Below are 24,547 nucleotides of genomic sequence, written 5' to 3' on the forward strand. Positions count from 1 at the left end.
GGCATCCCGGGAGGGCGGGTCGACGTGAGCAGCAGCGACAGGAACACAGCTGTGCGAAGGGCGAGCACTCTCCCCTTCCGGCTGCACGCCGCCGTCACGTGCCCACCGCCGGCCGCCCTCGCGGCGTCGATGGCGTGGGAGCTGAGCGACCTGGACGCCGAGCGCGTCGAGCACGCCTACGACGGGCTGCTCGCGGCCGCGCCGACCGAGCTCGAGCGCACCGCCGAGGGCCAGCTGCGCGCGCTCGGCGAGGCGCCGCTGCGCGCCACGCCCGGCGGCACCGCCGAAGCGCTGCTGCTGCACCGCGCGCTCGAGCGCGGCCACGGCCACCCGATCCTCGTCGCGGCGATCCTCGCCGAGGTCGGCCGCCGCGCCGGGCTGCCGGTCGGCGTGGTCGCCGGCGCCGCCGGCCACTTCGTCGCGCACCAGCGGCTCACCGAAGCGCTCGTGCTCGACCCGTTCACCGGCCGCCTGGTCGACGCGGACGCGCTGGGCGTGCTCGAGTGGCGCTGCGGGCACCAGGTGGCCGCGGAGCTGCTGGACGCGCTGCAGCCGCGCTATGAACGCGTCGGCGATCTCGTCCGCGCGCTGCACGTCGCGCGCATGCGCACCACGCTGCCCTTCGAGGACACCGAGAACGCGGAGCAGCGCCTGCGCGCGCTCGCCGCGAAGCTCAACTAGTGCTCCACGTCGGCGCGCGGGCCGAGGCCGGCTGGACGACGTCCGCCGAGCTCGCGGGCCCCGGGCTCGAACGTGCGCTCGCGATCGTCGGGCGCCAGCTGGGCACCGACCGGCGGGACATCCAGGGCCAGCGGATCGTCGAGGTCGTGGCCTGGTGGCTGGCGCTGCCGGCCGCCCACGCGCTGCTCGACGACCAACTGCCGGACCTGAGCCCGGCCAACACCCGCGTGTGGGTGGACGAGGACGAGGCGCCCGACGGCATCGGTACCCTCGTGCTGGAGGAGCGCTACCACGCCGCTTCGCTGCCGCTGCTCGACGAGTACGTGACCGCCCACGTCGACGCCCTGCTGACCGCGGTGTGCGAGCACACGAAGCGCCCGGTGAAGGCGCTGCGCCGCGGGGTCGACGACCGCGTCGCCGCGGCGCTCATCTGGGCCGCGCAGACGCGCGGCGACGAGCCGCGCGGCTGTGCGCTCGCCCGCGAGGCCTATCCCGGCCTCGACCTGCGCACGCTCGAGCTGCCCGGCCACGCCCTGACCGTGCACGTGCGGTCGGGTTGCTGCCTCTACTACCGCATCCCCGAGAAGCCGAAGTGCTGGGGGTGCCCGCTGCTCACCGACGATGAGCGGCGGGCACTGACCACCAGCGCCTAGCGGGTCAGCGTCAGCTGCTTCGTGACCGTCTTGCCCTCGCTGGGCTTGAGGGTGAGCGTCACCCGCACGCGCTTGCGCCCGCGCAGGTACGTCTTGCCCGCGCGGCTGAGCGTCAACCGGACCGTCGTGCGCTTGCCCGCGGCCACCGCGTACTTGACCGATCGCGTCAGCGTGACGTAGCGCTTGCGCACCTTCTTCGCCGTCCGCAGCGACACCGTGCCGCGGCACACCGAGGCCCCCGCGCACGACAGCGCGGCGGACACCCGGTTCGACTTGACCTTGAGCGCCGACGACCGCACCGCGACCTTCGGCGGCGCGACCGTCGGCACCGGCGCCACCGGCGGCGTCGGCACCGGGGTGGGCTGCGGAGCCGGCGGGCGGACCTCCCACTTGGTCGGCGGTGCCGCGGGACGCAGGAGCCGCGCGAACGGATAGGGATCGGCCGCTGACACGCGCGAGAGCGTGAGCCGCCGGGTCGTCGGCCCGACCGTCGCGTCGAGCACCAGCGAGCGCTCGCCGCGGACGTCGATGCCCTCAGCGCCGAGGGCCGTCCAGGTCGTCTCGGGCAGCGGGATGGTCACGGTGACGGGCCCGTCCCCCGCGACCGTCGCCTCATGGTCGAGCGCCACGTCCTGCACCTGCTCCGCGCTCCGCAGGCCCTCGAGCGCGACCGAGCCGGAGAGCGCGACTTGCGTCGCCCCGCCGAACCACGCGTCGCGCTGCGCGTCGGTCAACCGCAGCCGGAGCGCCCCGTTGCGCAGCGTCGCGGAACCGCCGGCGGCGACGCGCGGCGGCCCTTCACCCGCGAGCAGGTCGGCGTCGACGCGACCGGTCACCGGCGTCCCGTCGACCTCGCCGGTGTAGCCGGGAACGGAGAACTGGCCCAGCGCGCCCGGGAGCTCGTCGGTGTGCGTCTCCCCCTCACGCACCTGACGCCCCTGCAGGCAATCCAGGTACAGGTGGTTCACGAAGCCGGAGCCCGTGATGAGGTGCGCGTCGACGAACAGGCTGCCATGGACGCGCGTCGTCGCGCCCCCCTCGCCGACGGGCAGCGGCGGCAGGCTCTCGGCGAGCGCTTGCGTCACGCGGACCTCGCCGCCGCTCGCGGTCCAGGTCTGCGGTGGGATCGGCGCCCGGTCGACGAGCACGGAGGACCGTTGCTCGTCGACGACCCCGCCGGGGCCGAGCACGACGTGCGTGCGCGCGACGGTGTCGAGCAGGATCCCGCTCTTGACGCCCTCGACCGTGTTGGTCCCTTCGAGCGCGAGCCACGCCTTGACGGGGATCTCGCCGTCGCCGAGCGGGATCAGCTCCCCCGCGTAGGCGAAGCTCGTGATCCACGACGGCAGGATCGCCGAGACGGTGCCACCCTCGAGGCGCACCGTGTCACCGACGGAAAGCTGCGCGCCGGGCGTCAGCTCCGTCCCGGAGCCGTTCGTCAACCGCCCACCGAACACCATCGGAACCGGGCGCCAGCCGCGGTCATAGCTGTACTGGCACTGGTTCTCGAACTGCGCGTCCGGGAACGCGGCCGCACCCGCCGGCGCCACGAGGGCGCCGGCGAGGCAGAGAAGCGCAACCGCCCAGCGCATGCGGCTAGGAGCGCTTCAGCGTGATCGTCTTCGTGAGGGCCGAACCGCCGCTCGCGGGCGTGAGCGTGACCTTCACCTTCAGCGACTTGCGCGCGCTCAGCAGCGACTTGGCCGTCTTGCTCAGCGAGAAGCTGACGTTCGAGGCGCCCGGCTTGAGCGACACGGTCTTGCTGGTGGCGACCGTGACGACCTTCTTGGTCTTGCTCTTGCCGACCTTGTACTTGCCGACCGTCTTGGCCGACAGCTTGTAGCTCAGGGCGGCCGTGTTCGGGTTCGTCAGCGCGAGCTTGACCGAGCCGGCCTTGGACGCCTTCAGGCTGGTGGCCTTGGCGAACGTCGCCGGCTTGGGCGCCGGGGCCGGGACCGGGACCGGCACCGGCGGCAGCGCCGCGGTGGCGATCGGCGGCAGCGACACGAAGTCGAGCTTGAACCGCCCGCGGACGCCGACGGCCTTGCCCTGGCCGTTCTGCGTCGCGTAGGCGCCGGGCGTGGCCGGATCGCCGAGCGCCGGGTCCGGGTTCACCGGGTCGGCGTCACCGAACAGGAAGTTGCCCTGGGTGGACGGGCCCGACTTGTCCAGGATCGAGACCTGACCCGGGATGCAGTCGTTGCTCGCGCCGTAGGCCTCGGTCTGGGCGCGCACGTAGACGCTGCCGAACGGACGCACGTTGAGCGGCGTGTTGTAGCCCGTGCGGTCGTAGCCCTTGGACTCGACCTGGATGACGCCGAGCTTGCCCGGCGCCGCGATGGTGAACTCGACCGGACCGGCGCCGGTGGGTGTCCAGCGCGAGCTCGGCAGGTTCAGCGAGACCGGCGGCACGGTGACCGTCACGGCGTCGTTGTTGTAGTTCGCGGGGTTGCCCGGGGTGCCCGGGGTCGCGTCCTTGATGTTGATCGTCCAGTAGCCCTTCACCGGCAGCGTCTGGACGCCCTCGACGGTGTTGGACGCCGCGATCGTCACCCAGGCGTCGAGCGGGAACTGGCTGTTGCCCGTGTGCGAGATGTAGCGGTGGCCGAGGCCGAGCGTCGGGGTCGCGTAGTACCACGTCGTGTTCGGCGTCGTGGCCGCGTCGCGCACCTTCGGCGGCTCACCGGCGACGGTCTGCTTCTGCACGTACGTGATGTTCTGGCCGGAGCCGTAGCTCCAGTAGCTCGCGCCGTCGGCCGGGTTCGTGCGCACCGAGAGGTTGCGCAGGTCGTTCGTCGTCTGCGTGTACGGGATGAGCTGGCTGTAGCTCGAGGTCGCGCCGCCCGTGCGGCGGTACATCTGCTCGGCCACGCGCAGGTCGGTGAACGTCAACCCGAGCTGCAGATCGGTGAGCGCCAGCTTCTGGCCCGTGACCGCCGTCAGCGGCGTCGCGTCGGTGCGCGCCACCGTGATCGCCAACGAGTCCAGGATGTTGTCGAGCGCGGGCGGATCGCTCGCGTACGCGCCGTTGGTGTAGCTCGCGAACGGGCTGATGCAGGACCAGCCGTTCCCCTCCGCCGCGGACGCGGGCGTGGCGCCGACCACCGCGGCCATCGCCAGGACGGGTACAAGCATGTTGCGTCGTTTCATCACTGCTCCACTTAGGGGCCCGGAACGGCCCTCGGACGGGTAGGAACAGGAAGCTCGACGCCCGCGGTGCCAGGCGCCCTTCCCTCTCTTTGTCAAGCATCCTTGCCAACTGACGCGCGTACTGTAGTACACCTGCCCGGCGTCGAGGTGTGGGAAGTGCAGTTGGTGCAGGAGGAGCCGCTCGTCCGACGGCTGCGGTCGCTGCTGCCGCCGATCGACCGGGAACGAGCCGATCGCTTCCAGCGCGCGGGTGCCGCGGAGCGCTGGACCGTGAGCCGGGCGGCGCTGCGGATCCTGCTCTGCGCGCGGCTGGGCTGCATCCCCGAGGACCTGCAGATCGAGGTCACCGAGCACGGCAAGCCGTATCTGCCGGGCTCGCCCCTGCACTTCAACCTCAGCCACTCCGGCGACCGGGCGCTGATCGCGCTGTCGGAGGCGTGCGAGGTCGGCGTGGACATCGAGCGCCCGGGGCGCAACGTCCGAGCGGTCGAGCGCACGCTGTCGGACGGCGAGCGGGCGACCGGTGACGACCTCCTGCAGGTCTGGTGCCGCAAGGAGGCGTGGGCGAAGGCGCTCGGCGGCGGTCTAGGCTGGAGCCCCGAGCGCTTCGACACCACGCGGACGAACGGCTTCGCGCTCGCCGACCTGCCGCTGGACGGCGGCTACCGGGGCGCGCTCGCCGTCGAGGGCGCCGACGCGAGCCACGCGCTGCGCAAGCTCTCGCTCTGAGGCAGCCACACGCGGATCGGCGTCTCGCCGCGGTTGAGCCCGTACGGGACGAGCTCGCCGTCCTGCGCGCAGTGGACCAGCGGCCCGCGCTCGAAGGCGACGCACCCGCGCACGGCCGCGATCCGCGGGTCGGGCCGCGTGATCCGGGGACGGACGTCGAGGTCGAGCGTGATCTCCCCCGGGCCGGCGTCGACGTAGCCGGGCGCGACCGGGCGGCCGTCGAGCCGCGTGTCGGCCGACCACGCGGGCACGCGCAGCCGCACCGGGCGGTCGGCCTCGACGTGCACGCGCCCGCTGAACGGGTAGCCGGTCTGGACGCGGACGCCGTCGGCGATCGTCCCGGTCGCGTAGTGGTGGAGCGTGAGGCCGCGCTCGTCGTCGGTGGCCAGGTAGCGGTGCAGCGAGGCGAGCAGCCGCATGACGTTCGGCGGGCAGCACGCGCAGTCGAACCATGGGCGCCGCTTGGTCGTGCCGTGCAGCGTGTTCGCGTACGCGTACTCGGAGCGGTCCGGGGCGACGCCGACGAGGATGCCGTTGTAGAGCGTGCGCTCCATCAGATCGGCGAAGCGGGCCTCGCCGGTGGCCTGCAGCAGGCGCCAGCTCCACAGGAACGACCCGATCGCCGCGCACGTCTCGGCGTACGCGGTCTCCGGGTCCAGGTCCCACGGCTTCCCGAAGGCCTCCTGCGACCCGTCCGAGCCGACGCCACCGGTGATGTACGTCTTGCCCTCGACCATGTCCCGCCACTGGGTGAGCATGGGCTCCATGAGCCCGAGGTCGGTGGCGGCGCAGTTGAGGTAGAGCTGGCGCACCGCGTGGCCTTCGACCTGGGTCTGCTCGCGCACGGGCACGCGGTCGACGAGGTAGGTGGAGCCGCCGAAGCGCGGCGGCAGCCATCCGTGGCCGCGCCGGTCGACGAACCGCCGTGCCAGCTCGAGGTACGCGCCCTCGCCGGTCGCGCGGTGCAGCGCGATCAACGCCAGCTCCGCCTCGGGGTGCCCGCAGAACCCGTCGCGGTCGGTGAACGTGGCCACGAGGTGGTCGGCGGCGCGCCGCGCGACCGGCAGCAGCGGCCGGTGCGCGAGGCCCGCCTCGATCAGGTGCCCCATGCAGTAGATCTCGTGCTCGTCCGCGAGGTTGCGGTAGCGCTCGCGCCCGGGCACCTGGATGGCGGTATCCAGGTAGCCGTCGTCCGCCTGCGCCGCGGTCAGCAGCGCCGTCACCTCATCGGCCATCCGCTGCAGCTCGGCGGACGGCCCGTTCTGGAGCTCCCACCCGAGCGCCTCGACCCACTTGTGCAGGTCCGAGTCCTGGTAGACGAGCCCGCGGTATTCGCCCGTCCCGCTGGCCGCCGCGCGCAGGTTGTCGAAGTTCCCGGCCTCGCGCAGGCGCCGCTCGCCGTCCGGGATCAGCACCTCGCGGTTGAAGCGACGGCGCTCGGCCCAGAAGCCGCCGTCGATCGTGGCGGTCATCGCGCGCGCGGGACCGTCAGCGCGACGAGACGCGAGACGATGATGGCGAGGTACGCCAGGCCGGCGAGCTGCTCGATCATCACGAGGCTGCGCGCGAACGGGTCGATCGGCACGACGTCGCTGAGGCCGGTGCTCGTGAGCGTGGTGAAGCTCAAGAAGAGCAGCTCCACCCAGGTCCGGGGCGCCTCGGGGTCGACCGCGGCGATGAAGCTGCCGGGCTCGATCGCCTGCCACACCACGTACACGTACGCGAAGCCCCAGGCCACGAGCGTGAAGGTCGCGCCCACCGCGAAGAGCTCGTCGCGGGTGATCACATGGTCGGCCGTGATGTACCGGATCAGGCCGTAGGTGGCGTAGAAGTAGAGGATCGCCTCCAGCGCGGAGGAGTACGGGAACAGCTCGCTGGAGTCCGTGACCGCCTGGATGATCAGCAGCACCGTCGCGGGCACGCCGAGCATCAGGCCGAACCACGTCCACGTCGGCGACGCGCGCACGGCCAGCACGACGAGCGCGAGGACCGTGATGCCGAACGCGCTGAACACCGCGCGGCTCACGCCGTCGCCTTCCATGAACGGGTACAGCAGGATGCCGGCCAGCTGGACGGAGAGCAGCACGGCGGACGGTTCCCGCTTGATGAAGCGCAGCACCGGCGCACCGTAGCGCCCCGCTATGGTCAGCGCGCAACATGCCTGAGGGTCTGGAGATCAAGGAAGGGCCGTACGGCCGCGGCGTCTTCGCCACGCGCGCGTTCGCCGCCGGCGAGGCGGTGGAGCACTGCCCCACGCTCGAGCTCCCCGGCGACGAGGTCGTCGGCCAGCTCGGCGACTACGTCTTCGGCTCCAACGAGAACGAGGACGACGTGATCCTCCTGCTCGGCTACGGCATGCTCTACAACCACTCCTCCGAGGCCAACTGCGAGTACGTGCAGGAGGCGCCGCGGGTGATCATGTTCCAGACGCTGCGGGCGATCGAGCCCGGCGAGGAGCTGTTCATCGACTACGGCGAGGAGTGGTGGTCCACTCGCAACCGGAAGCCCGACTGATGAGCGACGCCGATGCCCGCCAGGACCTCCTGGACGCCCTCGCCGAAGGCATCGACGAGATGGCCAAGGCGCTCGCCACGTTCGGCGAGGCGTACGAGCTGCTCGACGAGAACAGCCAGGACCGCCTCGAGGACGAGCTCTTCGGGCCCGTCCAGAAGGCCTACGGCCGCGCCCAGCGCACCTACAACGCGTTCGCCGAGCGCCGCGGCCTGCCGACCCGCACGTTCTCCGAGGTGTCCCCCGGCACCCACGCCCGCAGCCCGCGCGAGTACCTCGAGCGCGGCGTCGAAGCCGTCGACGAGGCCGAGGAGCGCCTGATCGAGCTTCAGGACTCGATGATGCCGGTCACCTACGGCGACCCGGAGCTCCGCGCCGGCCTCGCCGACGTCCGCGCGCTGGTCGCCTCCGCGCGCGAGCGCTCGGGCGACTTCCTGCGCACGCTCGGCCGCTGAACCTAAAGGCCCTGGGCCTTTAGGTTCTGGGCGGCCGTCGTCCTACGGGGTGGTGGTGCTCAGCGTGAACGTCAGGGACTTGGCGTAGGTGCCCGTCCGCAGAGCGTCCTTGTCGCCGATGGTCTGCTTGAAGGAGACCGCGACGTCGTCGTTGGACGCCGGGGCGTCGTAGGTCTTGAGCGTGGCCGGCAGCGCGCTGTAGGCGCCGGCGGTGGTGCCGGAGACCTGCAGGGCCTGCGGGAGCGAGAACGCGCCGTTGACCAGGTGGCCCGGAGCGGTCGTGCTCGAGTCGGCGACGGTCAGCGTCGCGTCACCGGCGGTCGAGATCACGGTCGCCTTGGTGGAGGCGTAGTAGTCCGTGCCCAGGCCCGGGGTGAACGCGCCGAACGAGGCCGGGCCGCTCAGGTTGAGGGCCAGCGTCGCCGGCACGGAGCCGCCGACGGTGCTGTCGGCCAGCGAGCAGACCGCGCTCGCCGTCTTGGTCGGATCGCTCTCGGACACGGCGTTGAGCGTGATCGAGCCCGCGCCCGCGCCCTTCTCGATGTAGACCGGGACGGTCACCGACTCGCCGAACTTCGCGGACGCGAACGCGTTCTTGAGGTACGCGCTGTAGCCCGTGCCGGTCGCGCTCGCCGACAGGCGGTAGATGTCGGTCGAGAGGAACTTGGCCGCGTCCTGCGGGTGCACGTTCGGCAGCGAGGCCGCGGCGCCCGTGTTCTTGAGCGTGAACGTGCAGGTCGAGTAACCCTCGGCGTTGCCGAGCTGCGGCGAGGCCAGGGACACGCCGCGCGCCTGCGGGCCGGCGCCGTCCAGCGAGCGCACGCCGACCTTGTAGTGCAGGATGCCCTGCGCGTCGGTCGAGCGGTCCAGGACGTAGAAGTGCAGGCGGTTCGCGGTGTCCCCGTACTCGTACGAGGAGCCGGAGTTCAGGCCGGCGTTGAACGACGCGTCGTTCTTCTGGCGCTCGTCGCCGACGGTCGCCAGCTTGACGGTGCCGTCGGGGTAGACGAAGTCGACCTTGTTGATGTCCTCCGGGTGCGCGTCGACGACCCACACGAAGCAGCTGTAGGAGCCGCAGGAGGAGTTGGCGTTCTTGGTCTTGGAGATCAGCACGCCGTGACCCGGGTCGAACGAGTCCGAGCCGATCTGCTGCACGACTTCCATCGTGTAGTTGTTCCACTTGCCCGACACCGTGCCGGCGGCGTTCTTGGCCACGCCGTCGCAGTTCGGCGACGTGAGCTGGCCGTTGACGTAGCACGGGGTCGAGTTGTCGCCCGTGCCGTCGAGGGCGATGTTCACGCCCGCGATCTCGTTGCCCGTCGGGGCGACCTCACGCGCGGTCACGTCCGCCACCGCCATGCCGGTCTGCTTGAGCCCATCGCGGTTCAGGCGCAGCAGCTGGTCGTCGGTGAGGAAGTTCAGGAAGCGCTTGTTGCGCACGTTGTGCTGGGAGCCGAGCGAGCCGCCGAGCGTCGGCGGGATCATCCAGCGCGTGTGCTGGCCGCCCGGGCCGTTGAACGAGCCGCGGCTCATCATGTCCCACATGCCGGTCGCGGTGACCTGCTGGACCGTGCCGAACGGGTTGTTGTAGTTGTCCGGCAGGCCGAGGTTGTGCGTGAGCTCGTGGGCGTACGTGCCCATGCCGGAGCTCTCGGTCTCCACCGACGTGTTGCCCGAGGCGTTCGGCCACATCGTCGACGCGGACGCCCACGAGGACCACGGCACGTAGCGGGAGACGGCCCAGTTGGTCTGCGACAGGTCGCCGTAGGCCTTGGGGCCGAACTCGTCCGGCACCAGGTCCTGCGTCTTCCACTTCATCTCGCCGAACTCCTGCCACGTCGAGGACTCGTCCTCGCCCGAGGAGACGTAGAAGATGTTGTCGTACTCGGCGACCTTCGCCGTGCCGACGTCGGCCACCCACGCGGCGCGCGCGTCCGTGCGGAAGTTCAGGTTGCACGGCTTGGCCGGGGTGAGCGCCGGGCAGTGCGCGGCGTTGTTGGGCACGCCGTTCGTGCTGCCGCCCTGGTCGGTCATGAAGTACTGGTACGAGTTGCCCGGCATCCGGTACGGGCCGAACGAGTCCAGCTGCACGCCGTAGCGGCCGAAGGAGTCCTCCATCCAGTACCGGTTCATCGTCTGGTAGTGGTTGATCGCCTGCGGCTTGTTGAGGAAGTCGCGGTACCAGGCCGGGACGTCCGCGCGCGGCACGTCGTGTGCCTCGGTGGTCGGCGTGCCGAAGATCGTGCTGCCGGCGGGCTGCGAGATCGCGAAGCCCTTGTCCGGGAAGTCGGCCACGACGAGCGCGACCTTCCACTTCTTGATCGTCGGCTGGATGCTGGGATCGGAGTAGTCCGTGCCCGGCAACGGCTTGTAGTCGTTCCAGGTCAGGTTGTCCTGGAACGACCAGTTCTGCGCGTCGATGGCGGCCGGCGGCCCGGCCAGGGCCGCAGCGGGTGCGGCCAGCGCCAGCAGCGCCGCAATCCCTGCGGCGTGAAGCACCTTCATGTGATGGAACCCTCTCTTTAGACCCGGTGCGGTATCCCCCCGCACCCGCCCGCGATCGTCGCTTCCCGGTCAGGAGGGGACGATGAGAGAGCGGTAAAGCTCAGACGTCTGTCGAGCGATGGCTGGCCAAGCGAAGGAAGCGACCGCCCGCTCGCGCCCCGCCTTGCCCATCCGCTTCGCCCGCTCCGGGTCCGCGATCAGCTCGTTGACCCGTGCCGCGAAGTCGCTCGCGAACTTGGCCGGGTCGCGTGGCGCGCCGGTGCCGTCGTCGCCCGGCTCGATCGGCACCAGGAAGCCCGTCTCCTGGTCGACCACGACTTCGACGATGCCGCCCGTCGCGGTCGCGACCACCGCCGCCTCGCACGCCATCGCCTCGAGGTTGACGATCCCGAGCGGCTCGTAGATCGACGGGCAGGCGAAGACGGTCGCGTGGCTGAGCAGCTGGATGACCTCGGGCTTGGGGATCATCTCCTCGATCCAGAACACGCCTTCGCGCGTCGCCTTCAGGTCCTCCACGCGCTGCGTGATCTCCGCGCCCAGCTCCGGCGTGTCGGGCGAGCCCGCGCACAGCACGAGCTGCGCGTCGGGCGCGAACTGCTTGACCGCCTCCAGCAGGTAGACGACGCCCTTCTGGCGCGTGATCCGGCCGACGAACACCACCGACGGCTTGCCCGGGTCGATCCCGTACTTCTCCAGCACGTCCGTGTTCGGGTCGGGCTGGTACTCGTCGGTGTCGATGCCGTTGTAGATCACGTGCACGCGCGCCGGGTCGATGTCCGGGTACACGCGCAGGATGTCGCCCTTGGTGCCGTTGGATACCGCGATCACGGCGTCGGCGTGCTCGAGCGCGGTCTTCTCCGCGTACGACGACAACCGGTACCCGCCGCGCAGCTGCTCCTCCTTCCAGGGCCGCAACGGCTCCAGGGAGTGCACGGTCGCCACGTGCGGGATGCCCCACACGAGCTTGGCCAGGTGGCCGCCGTACTGGGCGTACCAGGTGTGCGTGTGCACGAGGTCGGCGTCCTGCGCGCCGGCGGCCATCGTCAGGTCGATCGACAGCGACCGCAGCGCGGCGAGCTCGGGCGCGTCGCCCGACAGCGCGTCCCAGGCGGTGTGCGGCACGTCCCCCACGCCCCAGGCGTGCACGGTGACGTCCTCGAACGCGCGCAGCTCGCGCGCCAGGTACTCGACGTGCACGCCCGCCCCGCCGTAGACCTCCGGCGGGTACTCGCGGGTGAAGAGCGCGACCTTCACGATGTGCTCCTTGCCACGCCGCAGGAGCGAGCCCCCGGGCGAGTTCCTGCCGAAGTATGCGAGCGCGCAGCGCGAGTCATACGCCTCACTCGGTCACCCGCATGCCCTTGGGGATGACCACGACGCCGCCCTCGGACACGTGGAAGCGCTCCCGGTCCTTCTCCGGATCGACGCCGATCTGCACGCCCTCGCCGACGTAGACGCTCTTGTCGAGGATCGCCTTGCGCACGACCGCGTTGCGCGCGATCTCGACGCCGTGCATGAGGATCGAGTCCTCCACCAGCGAGCAGGAGTGCAGGTGCGCGAGCGGCGAGAGGATCGAGCGCCGCGCGGTGCCGCCGGACACGACCACGCCGGCGCAGACCATCGAGTCGACCGCCATGCCGCGGCGGTCGTCCTCGTCGAACACGAACTTCGCGGGCTGCGTGATCCCGGGCCAGGTGTGGATCGGCCAGTCGTGGTTGTAGAGGTTGAAGATCGGGTGGACCGAGATGAGGTCCATGTGCGCGTCGTAGTAGGCGTCGAGCGTGCCGACGTCGCGCCAGTAGCCGCGGTCGCGCTCGGTCGCGCCCGGCACCTCGTTGGTCGAGAAGTCGTACACCTGCGCGTCGCCCTGCGCGACGAGCGCGGGGATGATGTTGCCGCCGATGTCGTGCTTGGACGTCTCGTCGTTGGCGTCCGCCGACACGGTGCTGATCAGCGCTTCGGTGGAGAAGATGTAGTTGCCCATCGAGGCGAACACCTCGTTCGGCGAGTCCGGCAGCCCGACGGCGTCCTTGGGCTTCTCGCGGAAGCGGGCGATGTCACGTCCGTTCGGGGCCGTCTCGATCACGCCGAACTGGTCGGCCTGCTCGATCGGCGCGCGCAGCGCCGCGACGGTCACGCCCTTGCCGCTGGCGATGTGCTGCTCGAGCATCTGCCGCGGGTCCATGCGGTAGATGTGGTCGGCGCCGAACACGATGATGTGCTCGGGCTTCTCGTCGGCGATCAGGTTGTAGTTCTGGTAGATCGCGTCCGCGGAGCCGACGAACCAGCGCGGTCCGAGCCGCATCTGCGCGGGGACCGGCGTGACGTAGTTGCCCAGCAACGGCGACAGGCGCCACGTCGTCGTGATGTGCTGGTCGAGCGAGTGGCTCTTGTACTGCGTCAGCACGACGATCTGGTGGAAGTTCGCGTTGACGAGGTTCGAGAGCGCGAAGTCGATCAGGCGGTACTGGCCGCCGAACGGCACCGCGGGCTTCGCGCGGTCGGCCGTGAGGGGCGCGAGCCGCTTGCCCTCGCCGCCCGCCAGGACCATGGTCAGAACTCTCGTCATCCGAGGATCCTCCGTGCCTCTTCGATGATCTGCTGCAAGTGCTCCTCGCCCTTCAGGCTCTCCGCGTACAGCTTGTAGATGTCCTCCGTACCCGACGGGCGGGCGGCGAACCATCCGCTGTCGGTGACCACCTTCACGCCGCCGATCGGGGCGTCGTTGCCCGGAGCCTTCGTGAGGACCGCGGTGATCTCGTCGCCCGCGAGCGTCGTGGCCGTGATGTCGGACGGCTCGAGCGTGAGGAGCTTCTCCTTGCGCTCGGCGTCGATCGGCGAGTCCACGCGCTTGTAGGCCGGCGCGCCGTGGCGTGCGGTCAGCTCCTCGTAGTACGCCCCCGGGTCCTTGCCGGTCCGGGCGGTGATCTCCGCGGCCAGCAGCGCGAGCAGGATGCCGTCCTTGTCGGTCGACCACGGCGTGCCGTCCTTGCGCAGGAACGAGGCACCCGCGCTCTCCTCGCCGCCGAAGCCGAGCGTGCCGTCGATCAGGCCGTCGACGAACCACTTGAACCCGACCGGCACCTCGACGAGCGTGCGGCCGAGGTCCTTGGCGACGAGGTCGATCATCGTGCTCGACACGAGCGTCTTGCCGATGCCGACCTCCTGCTCCCACTCGCGCGCGCCGCCGAACAGGTAGTGGATGGCGACCGCGAGGTAGTGGTTCGGGTTCATCAGCCCCGACGTCGGCGTGACGATGCCGTGGCGGTCGGAGTCCGGGTCGCACGCGACGGCGACGTCGAACCGGTCGCGGTACTCGATCAGCCCGCTCATCACGTACGGGCTCGAGCAGTCCATCCGGATCTTGCCGTCGTGGTCGAGCGGGACGAAGCGGAAGGTCGGGTCGACCTCGTCGCTGACCACCTCGAGGTTCAAGTCGTGACGGTCGGCGATCGCCTTGAAGTAGGCGACCGACGCGCCGCCCAGCGGGTGGGCGCCGATGTGCACGTTCGCCTCGCGGATCGCGTCCAGGTCGATCACGTTGACCAGGTCGTCGACGTAGGCGGTCACGTAGTCGTGCGGCGTCGTCCGCGCCTCGGCCGTCGCGATGCTGCCCGCGTCGTCGAGCAGCTCGTTGGCGATCGCTTCGATCTGCTTGGTGATCTCGGTGCCGGCCGGCCCGCCGCTCGGCGGGTTGTACTTGTAGCCGCCGTCCTCGGGCGGGTTGTGCGAGGGCGTGAGCACGATGCCGTCGCTGCCGGGGTGCGTGAGGATCGCGTGGCTGAGCGCCGGCGTCGGCGTGTAGCCGTCGTCCGCGTCGACGCGGACGTCGAGGCCGTGCGCGCTGAACACGCTGACCGCGGTGTGGAACGCGGGCTCGGACAGCGCGTGCGTGTCCCGCGCGACGAACAGCGGGCCCGTGATGCCCTCCGCCTTGCGGTGGCGCGCGATCGCTTCGCTGATGGCCAGGACGTGGGCTTCGGTGAACGTGCCCTTGAGCGAGGTGCCTCGATGGCCGGACGTCCCGAATGCGACGGGGCCGGACGGTGGACGGTGATACGCGGCCTCCAGCTCGGCGAGATCGACGAGCTGCGAGGGGTCTGGACGGGTTCCGGCGGTGGGGCTCACGCGGCGAACGATTACACGTGTGCCGCTAGGGTGCGCGCATGCGGCAACTCACCTCCCTCGACGCGCAGTTTCTCGCGCTGGAGAACGCTCGTCAGACGGGGCATGTGGGAAGCCTCGCCATGCTCGATCCGACGACCGCGCCGGAGGGTTCGTTCGGCTGCCGCGAGGTCACCCGGCTGATGTCCGAGCGCGGCCCGCAGCTGCCGCCGCTGCGCTGGCGGCTCGCGAACGTGCCGCTCGGGCTCGACCACCCGTACTGGGTCGAGGAGGCTGAGATCGACCTCGGCTACCACGTGCGCGAGATGGCGCTCGCGTCCCCCGGGAACGACGCCCAGCTCGCCGACCAGGTGGCGCGGATCATGGCCCGGCCGCTCGACCGCGCGCGGCCGCTGTGGGAGCTGTACGTGATCGAGGGGCACGAGTCCGGGCTCGTGGCCGTGCTCACCAAGATCCACCACGCGGTGATCGACGGGCTGAGCGGTGCGGAGATCATGGCGCTGCTGCTCGATCTCACACCGGAGGGCCGCGACGTGGAGCCGCCGGAGGAGGACCTCGCCGACCCGTCGCCGACCGGTCTGCAGATGCTGGCACTCGGGCTCGCCGGCTTGCCGCGCTACCCGGTGCGGATGCTCAAGGCCGTGCCGAAGGCGTTGCCGAACCTCGACCAGACGGCGTTCGGCGTCTTCCCCGGCATGGGCACGCTCTCACGGGTGGCGGCGAAGCTCGTCCGCGACGGCGTCGACCGGCCGGAGCTGGTCGCGCCCAAGACGAAGTTCAGCGGCCGCATCTCGCCGCACCGGCGGTTCACGTTCGGGCAGCTCGAGCTCGAGGACGTCAAGGCGGCCAAGAACAAGCACGGCACGACCGTCAACGACGTGGTGGTCAGCGTCTGCGCGGGCGCCGTGCGGCGCTGGTTGCTCGAGCACGAGGACCTGCCGGACGTGCCCCTGGTGGCGCAGGTGCCGGTCTCGGTCCGCACCGGCGACCAGTTCGGCACCTACGGCAACCGGATCCTGCTGATGGCCGCGCCGTTGTACACGGACGTCGAGGACCCGGTCGAGCGGCTGATGAAGACGCACGAGGCGCTGCTGGACATGAAGGAGCGCCGCGGCGCGCTGCCGGCGATGCTGCTCCAGGACGCCAACAACTTCATCCCGCCGGCGGTCTTCGCGCGCGCCGCGCGGCTGACGTTCGCGTTCTCCACCTCGCGGCCCGGCCGCAGCGCGTGGAACCTCGTCATCTCCAACGTGCCCGGCCCGCAGTTCCCGCTCTACATGGCCGGGGCGAAGCTCGTCGCCAACTACCCCGTGTCGGTCATCCTCGACGGCATGGGGCTCAACATCACGGTGATGAGCTACATGGGCCACATGGACTTCGGGATCATCGCCGACCGCGACCAGATGCCCGACGTGGACGTGCTGCTGCCGTACCTGCGCGAGGAGCTGGAGCGGCTGCTGTGAGCGCCGACGACAACCTGCGTGCCGTCGAGGCGGGCGTCACACGCGATCTGCGCGACCGGCAGACGTACGCCGGCTACCTGCACCTGGACCGGCTGCTGTCCGCGCAGCAGCCGCTGTCCGAGCCCGAGCACCACGACGAGCTGCTGTTCATCGTCCAGCACCAGACGAGCGAGCTCTGGATGCGGCTGATCATCCACGAGCTGGACGCGGTGCTGAGCGCGTTGTCGATCGACGACCTCGGCCCCGCCCAGAAGGGCCTCGCCCGCGTCAAGCAGATCCAGCGCCAGCTGTTCGAGCAGTGGGGCGTGCTGGCGACGCTGACGCCGTCCGAGTACGTGAAGTTCCGCGGCGTGCTCGGCGACGCGTCCGGCTTCCAGTCCCTGCAGTACCGGATCATCGAGTTCCAGCTCGGCAACAAGAACCGCCAGATGCTCGACGTCTTCGCGCACTCGCCGGCCGACCAGGAGCGCCTGCGCCGCGTGCTGGAGGCGCCCTCGCTGTACGACGAGTTCCTGCGCCACCTCGCCCGTCGCGACTACCCCGTGCCGGCCGACCTGCTCGACCGCGACTTCAGCGAGCCGCACCGCCGCCGCGAGGACCTGATCCCGGTCTTCAAGGCCATCTACGACGCCCCCAAGCGCGACTGGGAGGCCTACGAGCTGTGCGAGGAGCTCGTCGACGTCGAGGAGAGCTTCCAGCTGTGGCGCTTCCGCCACATGAAGACCGTCCAGCGGATCATCGGCTACAAGCGCGGCACGGGCGGCTCGTCCGGCGTCGGCTTCCTGCGCGCCGCGCTCGACCTGACGTTCTTCCCGGAGCTGCTCGACGTGCGCACCGAGATCGGCGCCTAGCCCTTCAGCCGGGCGATCGCCGGGTACGGCTCGCCGAAGTCCTCGCGGATGGCCACGTCGTCGTTGTACGCCGTCCCGGCGACCAGGATCCGGTCACGCTGGTCGATCGCGACGTGGCTGACGGTCCAGCCGACGATCCGCTCGCCCGGGATCCAGCCCAGCCCGAAGAGCTTGCGTCCCCGATCCGCGAAGGTGCGGTCGACCTTCCCGCGGGCTTGCAGCCGCACGACGGCCGCCTTGAACCTGCCGTTGTCCTCATAGTGGGAACCGGCGAGCAACAACCGCCCGCGACGGTCACGGATGATGAGATCGGGGTCGACCCGGCCGTAGACGCTCGCGGCCGATGTCCGGCCACGCGTCCCGAAGCGCGTGTCGAGCCGGCCGCTGCTCCGCAGGCGCACGATGTATCCGACGCCATTGTTGGTCCCGGCCACGAGCAGCGTCTCGCCGGGTCCGGCTGCGAGCGTGTACCCGTGTTTGAACGTGGCGCTCACGAAGCCCGCGGCCGGCCGCCCGGCGGCGTCCAGCGCCGTGACCCGCTCGCCGTTGGTGGTGAACAGCCGGGAGTCAGGCGTCACCAAGACGCCGTTCGGAACGTCAGGGAGGACGACCCGACCGCCCGTGCCGTAGCTCGCGTCGACGGCACCGCTCGCGAGGAAGCGCATCGCCCAGTGCTCGTAGCCGGTGCCGTCGCCGCGATCGCGGGAGCCGACCACGATCGCTCGGCCCGCCTTGTCGACCCGGAGGTTGTGCGCGTACAGGCCCGCGGGCACCGTCACGGTCACCGACTGGCCGCCGCGCTTGCCCACCGTGAACTGCTGGTTCGACAGCCGCATCACCACGTAGTCGCCCTGAAGCGCCGGCGCCCCGGTGGCCGGCCGCGGGATCGGGGTCTGCTCGGCGATCCGGCCGAGCGAGGTGAGCCGCACCCAGGACGGCGCGTAGGTGCCGTTGCGGCTCGCCGAGACGCTCAGGAGCGGCCGCAGGCCGTCAGGAAGCGTCAGCCCGGCGACGGACCCGCCCGTTCCGTACGGGTTCCAGGCAAAGCGTCCGGTCTTCGCGAACGTCTTGTCAAGGTCGCCCGGGCGGGCGTGGGCCGCCGGGGCGACAACGAGCATCAGGCCGGCCGTGGCCAGGAGAGCGATTCCCTTCATGCTGATCGCAACGCTCGACGAGGCGACACGTTGCGGCGTTGCTGTCCACTCAGCTCTTGAGACGGGCGATGCCCGGGTACGGCGTCCCGAGGTCCTCGCGGATCACGGCGTTGTCGTCGTAGACCGTGCCCGCGACCACGATCCGGCCGCGCCGGTCGATCGCCAGCTGCTTGACCTCGGACGCCACGATCTCCTCGCCCTTGATCTCCCCGAGGCCGACGAACTTGCGGCCGCCGGTGGCGAACGAGCGGTCGACGGCGCCGCGGCCGCTCAGGCGGATCACCGTCGCCTGCCACGGCAGCTCGGTCTCGATCCGAGAGCCGCCGAGCACGATCCGGCCGCGTCGATCGCGGATGATCGACGCGACGTCGACCTGGGTGAGCGCCCGCGGGCTGCGCAGCACGCGTCGCCGGTCCCGCCGGCCGGTGAGCCAGCCGTCGCCGGAGAAGCGCCGATCGGCTCGCCCGTCGGCGTGCAGGCGGCCGACCCACGCGTCGCGGAAGCGGTCCGGCCCGGCGACGAGCACCGTGTCGCCCGGCCCCTCCGCCAAGGCCGACACGGCCGGGAGGTTCACGTGCGGCACCCGGACCTTGCGCCGGTCCAGACGCCGTAGGACGCGTCCGCGCGCGTCGAGGCCGACGAGCCGCCGCCCGCCGCTGGCGTAGACCCGGCCGTCCCGGCACACGAGCGCGGCGTAGACCCGCGGCAGGTTCGCGCTGGTGAGCTTGACGACGCCGTTCTGCCCGTAGCGCTCGTCGCGGCGGCCGTCGGGCAGGAAGCGCTCGGCCAGCTTGGAGCTGATGATCGTGACGCGGCCGCGGCGGTCGACCCCGAACGCCTTCGGCGACTGCGCCGCGAGCGGTATCGCGCGCGAGTCGCCGATGCGCGTGAGCACCTGCGCCACGGCACCGGGGATGACGTCCGGCACGTCGGGCGTCAACGCGTACCCCTCGGCCAGGAGCGGCGGCTCGTAGGTCGCCTGCGGCGCGGCCGTCGTCGTCGCGAGCCGGCCGAGCCCGGTGAAGCGCAAGAGCGCCGGCTCGTAGTCCTGGCAACCGGCGAACACGCTCAGCAGCGGACGGACCCCGTCGACCAGCACCAGCGAGCGCGTCGACCCGCCGCAGCCCCAGGGCTCGACCGCGATCCGCCCGCCCTTGCCGAAGGTGCGGTCCAGGTCGCCCGGACGCGCGTGCGCCGGGCCGGCGGCGAGCAGCGCGAGGGCGAGCGTGATGCGTGCGACGCCGCGCGTGGTCATCCCTTGAGCCGGGCGATCGCCGGGTACGGGTCGCCGAGGTCCTCGCGCAGCGCGAACTGGTCGTTGTAGACGTTGCCGGCGAGCACGATCCGACCGCGGTCGTCGATCGCGACCTGCTCGATCCCCGAGGCGACGATCTTCACGCCCGGCACGCGCCCGAGCGTGAACCGCCGGTTCGCGAACGTGCGGTCCAGGCGCCCGTTCGCCGACAGCCGCAGGACGACCGAGCGCGCCGGCTCCTCCTCCTGGCCGAGCTGGGCACCCACGACCACGAGCCGACCGCGCCGGTCGCGCGCGACGTCCGCGATCTGCAGTTGCGCCTGCAGCTTGAGCCCGGAGACGTAGCCGCGTGTGCCGAAGCGCAGGTCCACCCGGCCGTCTCCTCGCAGCCGTCCGATCCAGGCGTCGCCGAGGTAGCGCCGCCCGGTCACGAGCAGCGTGTTCCCGGGGCCCGCGTGCACCGTGTTGAGATCCGGCCACTTGAAGCCCGGCACGCGGACGCGCCGGGTCCCGAAGCGCCGGTCGCGCCGTCCGCGCGCGTCGAACGCGATGATCCTGCGGTTGTCCTGCATGTAGACACGACCGTCGCGGCGGATCAGCGCCGCCCAGAACCCCTTCGCCCGCGCGATGCCGTTCGTGCCGTACGTCCGGTCCGGCTCGCCGCTGGGCAGGAACCGCGCGACGCGGTCGGCGCCCGCGAGGATCGCCCGCCCCGCGCGGTCGACCGTGAAGCGCAGCGGTTCCTCGAAGCGGGGGGCGAACGTGAGCGTGACGGCGCTCGTGGACCCGATCCGCGCGAGCTGGAAATGCTTCGCGTCGAGCTGGGTGAGCGCGTACCCCGACGCGAACCGTGGCGCGTACGGCCGCGGCGGCAGCGCCGTCTTCTCCGCCAGCGCGCCGGCGGCGGTGAACCCGAGCAGTGTCGGCGCCCACGTGCCGTCCCGGCTCGCGTGCACGCTCAGGAGCGGGCGGCGCCCGTCGAGCAGCGCCAGCGACTTGACGGTCCCGCCGCTCCCCCACGGGTCCAGCGCGAACCGCCCGCCCTGCGCGAACGTGCGGTCGAGCGCGCCCGGACGGGCATGCGCGGGCGCAGCGAGCAGCAGGAGGCTGGCGGCGGCCCCCACGGCGATGACCTTCATACCGCTTGAAACGGGGGACCCGCGCAGTGGTTGCGCGGGTCCTCAGCGTTTCCCTACTTGAGCGTGACCTTGCGCGTCGCCGTGACGGTGCCCGCCTTCAGCGTCGCGGTCGCCGCGACCGAGCCCTTGTGCTTCTTGAGCGCCTTCTTGACCGCCGCGGACGGCTTGACGGTGACCGAGAACGTACCCGCCGTGCACTTGCCGGTGCCCGTGCCGAGGGTCGTCCCCTTGAGCTTGAGCTTCTTCGCCACCGCCTTGGTGACGCTGAGCGTGACCTTGCCCGAGCTGATCGACGCGCACGGGCCGGTGAGCTTCAGACCGCTCTTGGCGAACGTGGCGACCTTCGGCTTCGACGGCGCGTTCAGCGCCGCGGACGGCGCGGGCGTCGGCGCCGGCGTGGCCGCCGGCGTCGGCTGCGGCGACGCGGTCGCCTGCGGGACGACGGTCTCGACAGGCGTGGCCGTCGGCGTAGGCACGTCCGGCGCCTTCTCGACGATCACGGTGCCGGTCATCCCGGGCGAGTTCTGAGTCGGCGGGTGTGCCTGGCAGAAGAACGTGTACGTACCGGGCTCGGAGAAGGTGCAGGACCCATCCCAGCCCGGGGGCTGGGAGAAGTTCGGAAGCGGAGCCGTCCTGTCGGGGTCGATCGCGACCCCGGCCGTCTGCACGCAGTCCGTTGGCTGGGCGCCCTGGAACTGGACGTTGTGCACGGAGCTGCCCGCCGGGTACGCGAAGCGCACCTGCTCGCCGGCCTTGATCGTAACGCTGGAATCGGCGTCGCTGCCCTGCGACGCGTCCTGGAACCAGTTCTTGGCGGGCGAGTCGTGCGCTTCGATGGTCGCGGTGGGCGCCGCGGGGCTCGAAGCGAACGCGGGCACCGCGATCACCGCCGTGAGCCCGCACGCGATCAGCGTCAGGCTCTTCCTTCTCAACTGCAAGACGTCTTCCCCTCCTCAGACCAGACCGGGCGACGACGTTACACGACGGCGGTCGCCTCGATCTCGATTTTGGCGCGGGACTCGACCAACGCGCTGACCTCGACTACCGACATGGCGGGGAAGTGGCGGCCCATGACGGCGCGGTAGGCCTCGCCGACCTGGCGGAGCGAGCTCAGGTATTCGTCACGGCTGGTGACGAACCAGGTCAGGCGCACCACGTGCTCGGGCCCGGCGTCCGCCTCGGCCAGCACCGCGACGACGTTGCGCAGCGCCTGCTCGAGTTGCGGTGCGAGCTCGTCGGAGACGAACGCGCCGGTCTCGTCCCAGCCGATCTGACCGGCGACGAACACGAGCCGACCGGACGCCTCGATGCCGTTCGCGTAGCCGCGGGGCGCGGGCCAGCCCGGTGGTTGCAGGCGCCTCATCCGCGGTCCCGCAGGACGTTGCGCTGGACCTTGCCGGTGGGCGTGCGCGGGAGCGCGTCCACGAGCTCGACGCGGCGCGGGTACTTGTAGGGCGCGATCCGGGCCTTGACGAAGTCCTGCAGCGCCTTCGCCTCCACGGGCTCGCTCGCGACGACCCACGCCTTGACGACGTGGCCGCGCTCGGGGTCCTCGACGCCGACGACCGCGCACTCGGAGACCGACGGGTGCTCGAGCAGCGCGGCCTCGACCTCGAAGCCGGAGATGTTGTACCCGGCGCTGATGATCATGTCGTCGGTGCGGGCCTGGAACCAGAAGTAGCCGTCGGCGTCCATCGAGAACGCGTCGCCGGTGAGGTTCCAGCCGTCGCGTACGTACGTGGCCTGGCGCTCGTCGTCCAGGTAGCGGCAACCGGTCGGGCCGCGCACCGCGAGCCGGCCGACCTCCCCCGCCGGCAGCGTCTGCATGTCCGGCCCGACGATCCTCGCCTCGTAGCCCGGCACCGGCCGACCGCACGAGCCGGCGCGCGCCTCCTCCGCGGGGGACGCGATGAAGATGTGCAGCAGCTCGGTCGAGCCGATCCCGTCGACGATGCGGATGCCGGTCTTCTCGAACCACGCGTCCGACACGCCCGCCGGGAGCGGCTCGCCCGCGGACACGCACGTGTGCAGCGAGTCCGGGAGCGCCTCGCGCAGCAGCGCGCGGTAGGCGGTCGGCGCGGTGAACAGGGTCGTCACCCGGTGGGCATGGAGCGTCTCGAGCAGCGCCGGCGGCGAGGTCGGCGCGGTCGCCGCGCCGAAGCGGAGCGGGAACAGCAGGGACGCGCCGAGCCCGAACGTGAACGCGATCGGCGGCGAGCCGGAGAACACGTCGGTCGGCTGCGGGCGCAGGATCTCCCGGGCGAACGTGTCGCAGCAGGCGAGCAGGTCGCGGTGGAAGTGCACGCAGCCCTTCGGCACGCCGGTGGTACCGCTCGTGAAGGCGATGATCGCGACGTCGTCGGCGCGCGTCTCGACCGCCTCGTACCAGCCCTGGGTCGGCAGGTCCTCGATCACGAGCACGTCGAGCACGTCGACCTCCGCCACGAGGTCACGCGCGACCAGCGCCTTGGTGACGTTCGCCTTGGCCACGACCTTGTCGATCTCGCGCTTGCGCAGCAGCGGCATCGTGGCCACGACGATCCCGCCGGCCAGCAGGATCCCGAGCCAGCAGGCGATCGCCTCCGGCGTGTTGGGCGAGTGCAGCAGCACGCGCTCGCCCGGCTCGATGTTCAGGGCGCCGGCGACGGCGTCGGCGCGCTCGGCCAGCTCCGCGTAGGACCAGCCGCTCGCGATCGCGGTCCCCTCGTTCTTGAGCAGCTCCTCGGCCGCGTTCAGCCGCTCGGGATAGTCGAGCAGCAGCAGGTCCGGCCACTGCTCGACCGGCGGCAACCCATCACGGGCGAACGGATCCACTATCGCAACACCTCCCGGGCGATCACCAGCTGTTGCACCTCCGAAGCGCCCTCGTAGATCCGCAGCGCGCGGATCTCGCGGTACAGGCGCTCCACCACCTGGCCCGACGTCACGCCGAGCCCGCCGAACAGCTGCACGGCGTCGTCGATCACGCGCTGCGCGGTCTCCGTCGCGTGCAGCTTGGCCATCGCCGCCTCACGGGTCACGCGCGCGGCGCCACCGTCCTTCGTCCACGCGGCGCGGTAGACGAGCAGCGCGCTCGCGTCGAGCCCGAGCGCCATCTCGGCCAGCTTGGCCTGCACCAGCGGCAGCTCGGCCATCGGGGCGCCGAACAGCGCACGGTCCTTCACCCGCGTGAGCGCCTCGTCGAACGCGCGCCGCGCCATGCCCAGCGCCGCCGCGCCGACCGTCGAGCGGAAGACGTCGAGCGTGCCGAGCGCCACGCGCAAGCCCTTGCCGGGCTCGCCGATCGGCGTCGCGGGCGCGTTGTCGAAGCGCAGCGTCGCGAGCGGGTGCGGCGCGATCACGTCGATGCGCTCGACCACCTCGACGTGCTCGGCGTCGACGACGTACGCGCTGATGCCCTCCGGCGCCCGCGCGAACACCGTGTAGAAGTCCGCGATCCCGCCGTTGGAGATCCAGGTCTTCACACCGCTCACGCGCCCGTCGCGCGCGGTCGTCCTCATCGCCGCGACGTCGGACCCGGCGTCCGGCTCCGACAGCGCGAAGGCCGCGATCCGCTCGCCCGCGGCCACCGCCGGCAGATAGCGCTCGCGCAGCGCCTTCGAGCCGAACAGGGTGATCGGCCCGCTGCCCAGGCCCTGCATGGCGAACGCGAAGTCGGCGAGCGCGTCGTGGTAGGCGAGCGTCTCGCGCGCGAGGCAGAGCGTGCGCACGTCGAGCGGGTCGGCGACCGCGTGCCCGAGCCACGGCCGCAGCTCCGCGACGAACGCCCGGCAGCGCGCGTCGACGTCGCCGGTCTCGGGCACGTGCGGGACCTGCTCGCGCGCCCAGCGCGCGAACGCCCGGTGACGGTCCTCGAAGAACGGCCAGTCGAGCACG

Annotated in this window: 22 protein-coding genes; 7 read left to right on the forward strand and 15 right to left on the reverse strand. The window is 71.4% G+C overall.

Annotation, left to right across the window (positions count from 1 at the left end):
* Nucleotides 1-51: 51 nt before the first annotated feature.
* Both C8N24_RS30515 and C8N24_RS30520 read left to right on the forward strand, forming a co-directional pair.
* Entirely contained in the window at nt 52-681 is a 630-nt protein-coding gene (locus C8N24_RS30515) for a transglutaminase family protein (RefSeq protein ID WP_211340190.1), read from the forward strand.
* Nucleotides 681-1,334, forward strand: a complete 654-nt coding sequence (locus tag C8N24_RS30520; protein ID WP_121257385.1) for a (2Fe-2S)-binding protein — start codon at nt 681-683, stop codon at nt 1,332-1,334. Before C8N24_RS30515 ends, C8N24_RS30520 begins: the two co-directional genes overlap by 1 nt.
* On the opposite strand, the gene C8N24_RS30525 is transcribed toward C8N24_RS30520, so the two are convergent.
* Entirely contained in the window at nt 1,331-2,926 is a 1,596-nt protein-coding gene (locus tag C8N24_RS30525; protein WP_121257387.1) for a hypothetical protein, read from the reverse strand. The two genes, C8N24_RS30520 and C8N24_RS30525, sit on opposite strands and share 4 nt — an antisense overlap.
* A 4-nt stretch (nt 2,927-2,930) precedes the next feature.
* Nucleotides 2,931-4,469 carry a hypothetical protein gene (locus C8N24_RS30530; protein ID WP_147448063.1) on the reverse strand — a complete coding sequence of 513 codons (1,539 nt, stop codon included), beginning with the start codon at nt 4,467-4,469 and terminating at the stop codon, nt 2,931-2,933.
* Nucleotides 4,470-4,640: 171 nt separating this feature from the next.
* Here C8N24_RS30530 and C8N24_RS30535 point away from each other — a divergent pair, with 171 nt between their 5' ends.
* Nucleotides 4,641-5,213, forward strand: a complete 573-nt coding sequence (locus tag C8N24_RS30535; RefSeq protein WP_170179530.1) for a 4'-phosphopantetheinyl transferase family protein — start codon at nt 4,641-4,643, stop codon at nt 5,211-5,213.
* Here C8N24_RS30535 and C8N24_RS30540 read toward each other — a convergent pair.
* Nucleotides 5,147-6,685, reverse strand: a complete 1,539-nt coding sequence (locus C8N24_RS30540) for a glycoside hydrolase family 127 protein (protein WP_121257393.1) — start codon at nt 6,683-6,685, stop codon at nt 5,147-5,149. The two genes, C8N24_RS30535 and C8N24_RS30540, sit on opposite strands and share 67 nt — an antisense overlap.
* Nucleotides 6,682-7,332: an ion channel gene (locus C8N24_RS30545; RefSeq protein ID WP_121257395.1), complete on the reverse strand. Its 651-nt coding sequence runs from the start codon at nt 7,330-7,332 to the stop codon at nt 6,682-6,684. The genes C8N24_RS30540 and C8N24_RS30545 overlap by 4 nt, the downstream gene beginning before the upstream one ends.
* Before the next feature lie 38 nt (nt 7,333-7,370).
* Here C8N24_RS30545 and C8N24_RS30550 point away from each other — a divergent pair, with 38 nt between their 5' ends.
* Nucleotides 7,371-7,727, forward strand: coding sequence for an SET domain-containing protein-lysine N-methyltransferase (locus C8N24_RS30550; RefSeq protein ID WP_121257397.1), 357 nt, complete (start codon nt 7,371-7,373; stop codon nt 7,725-7,727).
* Nucleotides 7,727-8,179, forward strand: a complete 453-nt coding sequence (locus tag C8N24_RS30555) for a hypothetical protein (protein WP_121257399.1) — start codon at nt 7,727-7,729, stop codon at nt 8,177-8,179. Before C8N24_RS30550 ends, C8N24_RS30555 begins: the two co-directional genes overlap by 1 nt.
* A 42-nt stretch (nt 8,180-8,221) precedes the next feature.
* Here C8N24_RS30555 and C8N24_RS30560 read toward each other — a convergent pair whose 3' ends face one another.
* The 4 genes from C8N24_RS30560 to pgm form a co-directional block, all read right to left on the reverse strand.
* Nucleotides 8,222-10,684, reverse strand: a complete 2,463-nt coding sequence (locus C8N24_RS30560; protein WP_121257401.1) for a M6 family metalloprotease domain-containing protein — start codon at nt 10,682-10,684, stop codon at nt 8,222-8,224.
* 69 nt (nt 10,685-10,753) lie between these two features.
* Nucleotides 10,754-11,938, reverse strand: coding sequence for a glycogen synthase (glgA, locus tag C8N24_RS30565; RefSeq protein WP_245972023.1), 1,185 nt, complete (start codon nt 11,936-11,938; stop codon nt 10,754-10,756).
* 85 nt (nt 11,939-12,023) lie between these two features.
* Entirely contained in the window at nt 12,024-13,253 is a 1,230-nt protein-coding gene (glgC, locus tag C8N24_RS30570) for a glucose-1-phosphate adenylyltransferase (RefSeq protein WP_121257405.1), read from the reverse strand.
* Complete coding sequence (pgm, locus tag C8N24_RS30575) at nt 13,250-14,812, reverse strand: phosphoglucomutase (alpha-D-glucose-1,6-bisphosphate-dependent) (protein WP_170179531.1); 1,563 nt, start codon at nt 14,810-14,812, stop codon at nt 13,250-13,252. The genes glgC and pgm overlap by 4 nt, the downstream gene beginning before the upstream one ends.
* 38 nt (nt 14,813-14,850) lie before the next feature.
* Here pgm and C8N24_RS30580 point away from each other — a divergent pair, with 38 nt between their 5' ends.
* Nucleotides 14,851-16,272, forward strand: a complete 1,422-nt coding sequence (locus C8N24_RS30580) for a WS/DGAT/MGAT family O-acyltransferase (RefSeq protein WP_121257410.1) — start codon at nt 14,851-14,853, stop codon at nt 16,270-16,272.
* Nucleotides 16,269-17,123, forward strand: a complete 855-nt coding sequence (locus C8N24_RS30585) for a tryptophan 2,3-dioxygenase (protein WP_121257412.1) — start codon at nt 16,269-16,271, stop codon at nt 17,121-17,123. The genes C8N24_RS30580 and C8N24_RS30585 overlap by 4 nt, the downstream gene beginning before the upstream one ends.
* Here the strand turns inward: C8N24_RS30585 and C8N24_RS30590 are convergent.
* From C8N24_RS30590 to C8N24_RS30620, 7 genes are read right to left on the reverse strand one after another with little or no spacing between them, the layout of a single operon-like run.
* Nucleotides 17,120-18,277 (reverse strand): hypothetical protein, encoded by a 1,158-nt coding sequence (locus C8N24_RS30590; protein ID WP_121257414.1) that lies wholly within the window; start codon nt 18,275-18,277, stop codon nt 17,120-17,122. The genes C8N24_RS30585 and C8N24_RS30590 overlap by 4 nt on opposite strands.
* Nucleotides 18,278-18,326: 49 nt before the next feature.
* Nucleotides 18,327-19,532, reverse strand: a complete 1,206-nt coding sequence (locus C8N24_RS30595) for a hypothetical protein (protein ID WP_121257416.1) — start codon at nt 19,530-19,532, stop codon at nt 18,327-18,329.
* Entirely contained in the window at nt 19,529-20,671 is a 1,143-nt protein-coding gene (locus C8N24_RS30600) for a hypothetical protein (RefSeq protein ID WP_121257418.1), read from the reverse strand. Before C8N24_RS30600 ends, C8N24_RS30595 begins: the two co-directional genes overlap by 4 nt.
* A gap of 53 nt (nt 20,672-20,724) precedes the next feature.
* Nucleotides 20,725-21,609: a plastocyanin/azurin family copper-binding protein gene (locus tag C8N24_RS30605; protein WP_121257420.1), complete on the reverse strand. Its 885-nt coding sequence runs from the start codon at nt 21,607-21,609 to the stop codon at nt 20,725-20,727.
* A gap of 38 nt (nt 21,610-21,647) precedes the next feature.
* A complete protein-coding gene (locus C8N24_RS30610) occupies nt 21,648-22,034 on the reverse strand; it encodes a RidA family protein (protein WP_121257422.1) in 387 nt (128 codons plus the stop codon).
* Nucleotides 22,031-23,485 (reverse strand): AMP-binding protein, encoded by a 1,455-nt coding sequence (locus C8N24_RS30615; RefSeq protein ID WP_211340191.1) that lies wholly within the window; start codon nt 23,483-23,485, stop codon nt 22,031-22,033. The genes C8N24_RS30610 and C8N24_RS30615 overlap by 4 nt, the downstream gene beginning before the upstream one ends.
* Nucleotides 23,485-24,546: an acyl-CoA dehydrogenase family protein gene (locus tag C8N24_RS30620; protein WP_121257426.1), complete on the reverse strand. Its 1,062-nt coding sequence runs from the start codon at nt 24,544-24,546 to the stop codon at nt 23,485-23,487. Before C8N24_RS30620 ends, C8N24_RS30615 begins: the two co-directional genes overlap by 1 nt.
* Nucleotide 24,547 lies beyond the last annotated feature (1 nt).

This window comes from Solirubrobacter pauli, from assembly GCF_003633755.1.
Lineage (GTDB): Bacteria > Actinomycetota > Thermoleophilia > Solirubrobacterales > Solirubrobacteraceae > Solirubrobacter > Solirubrobacter pauli.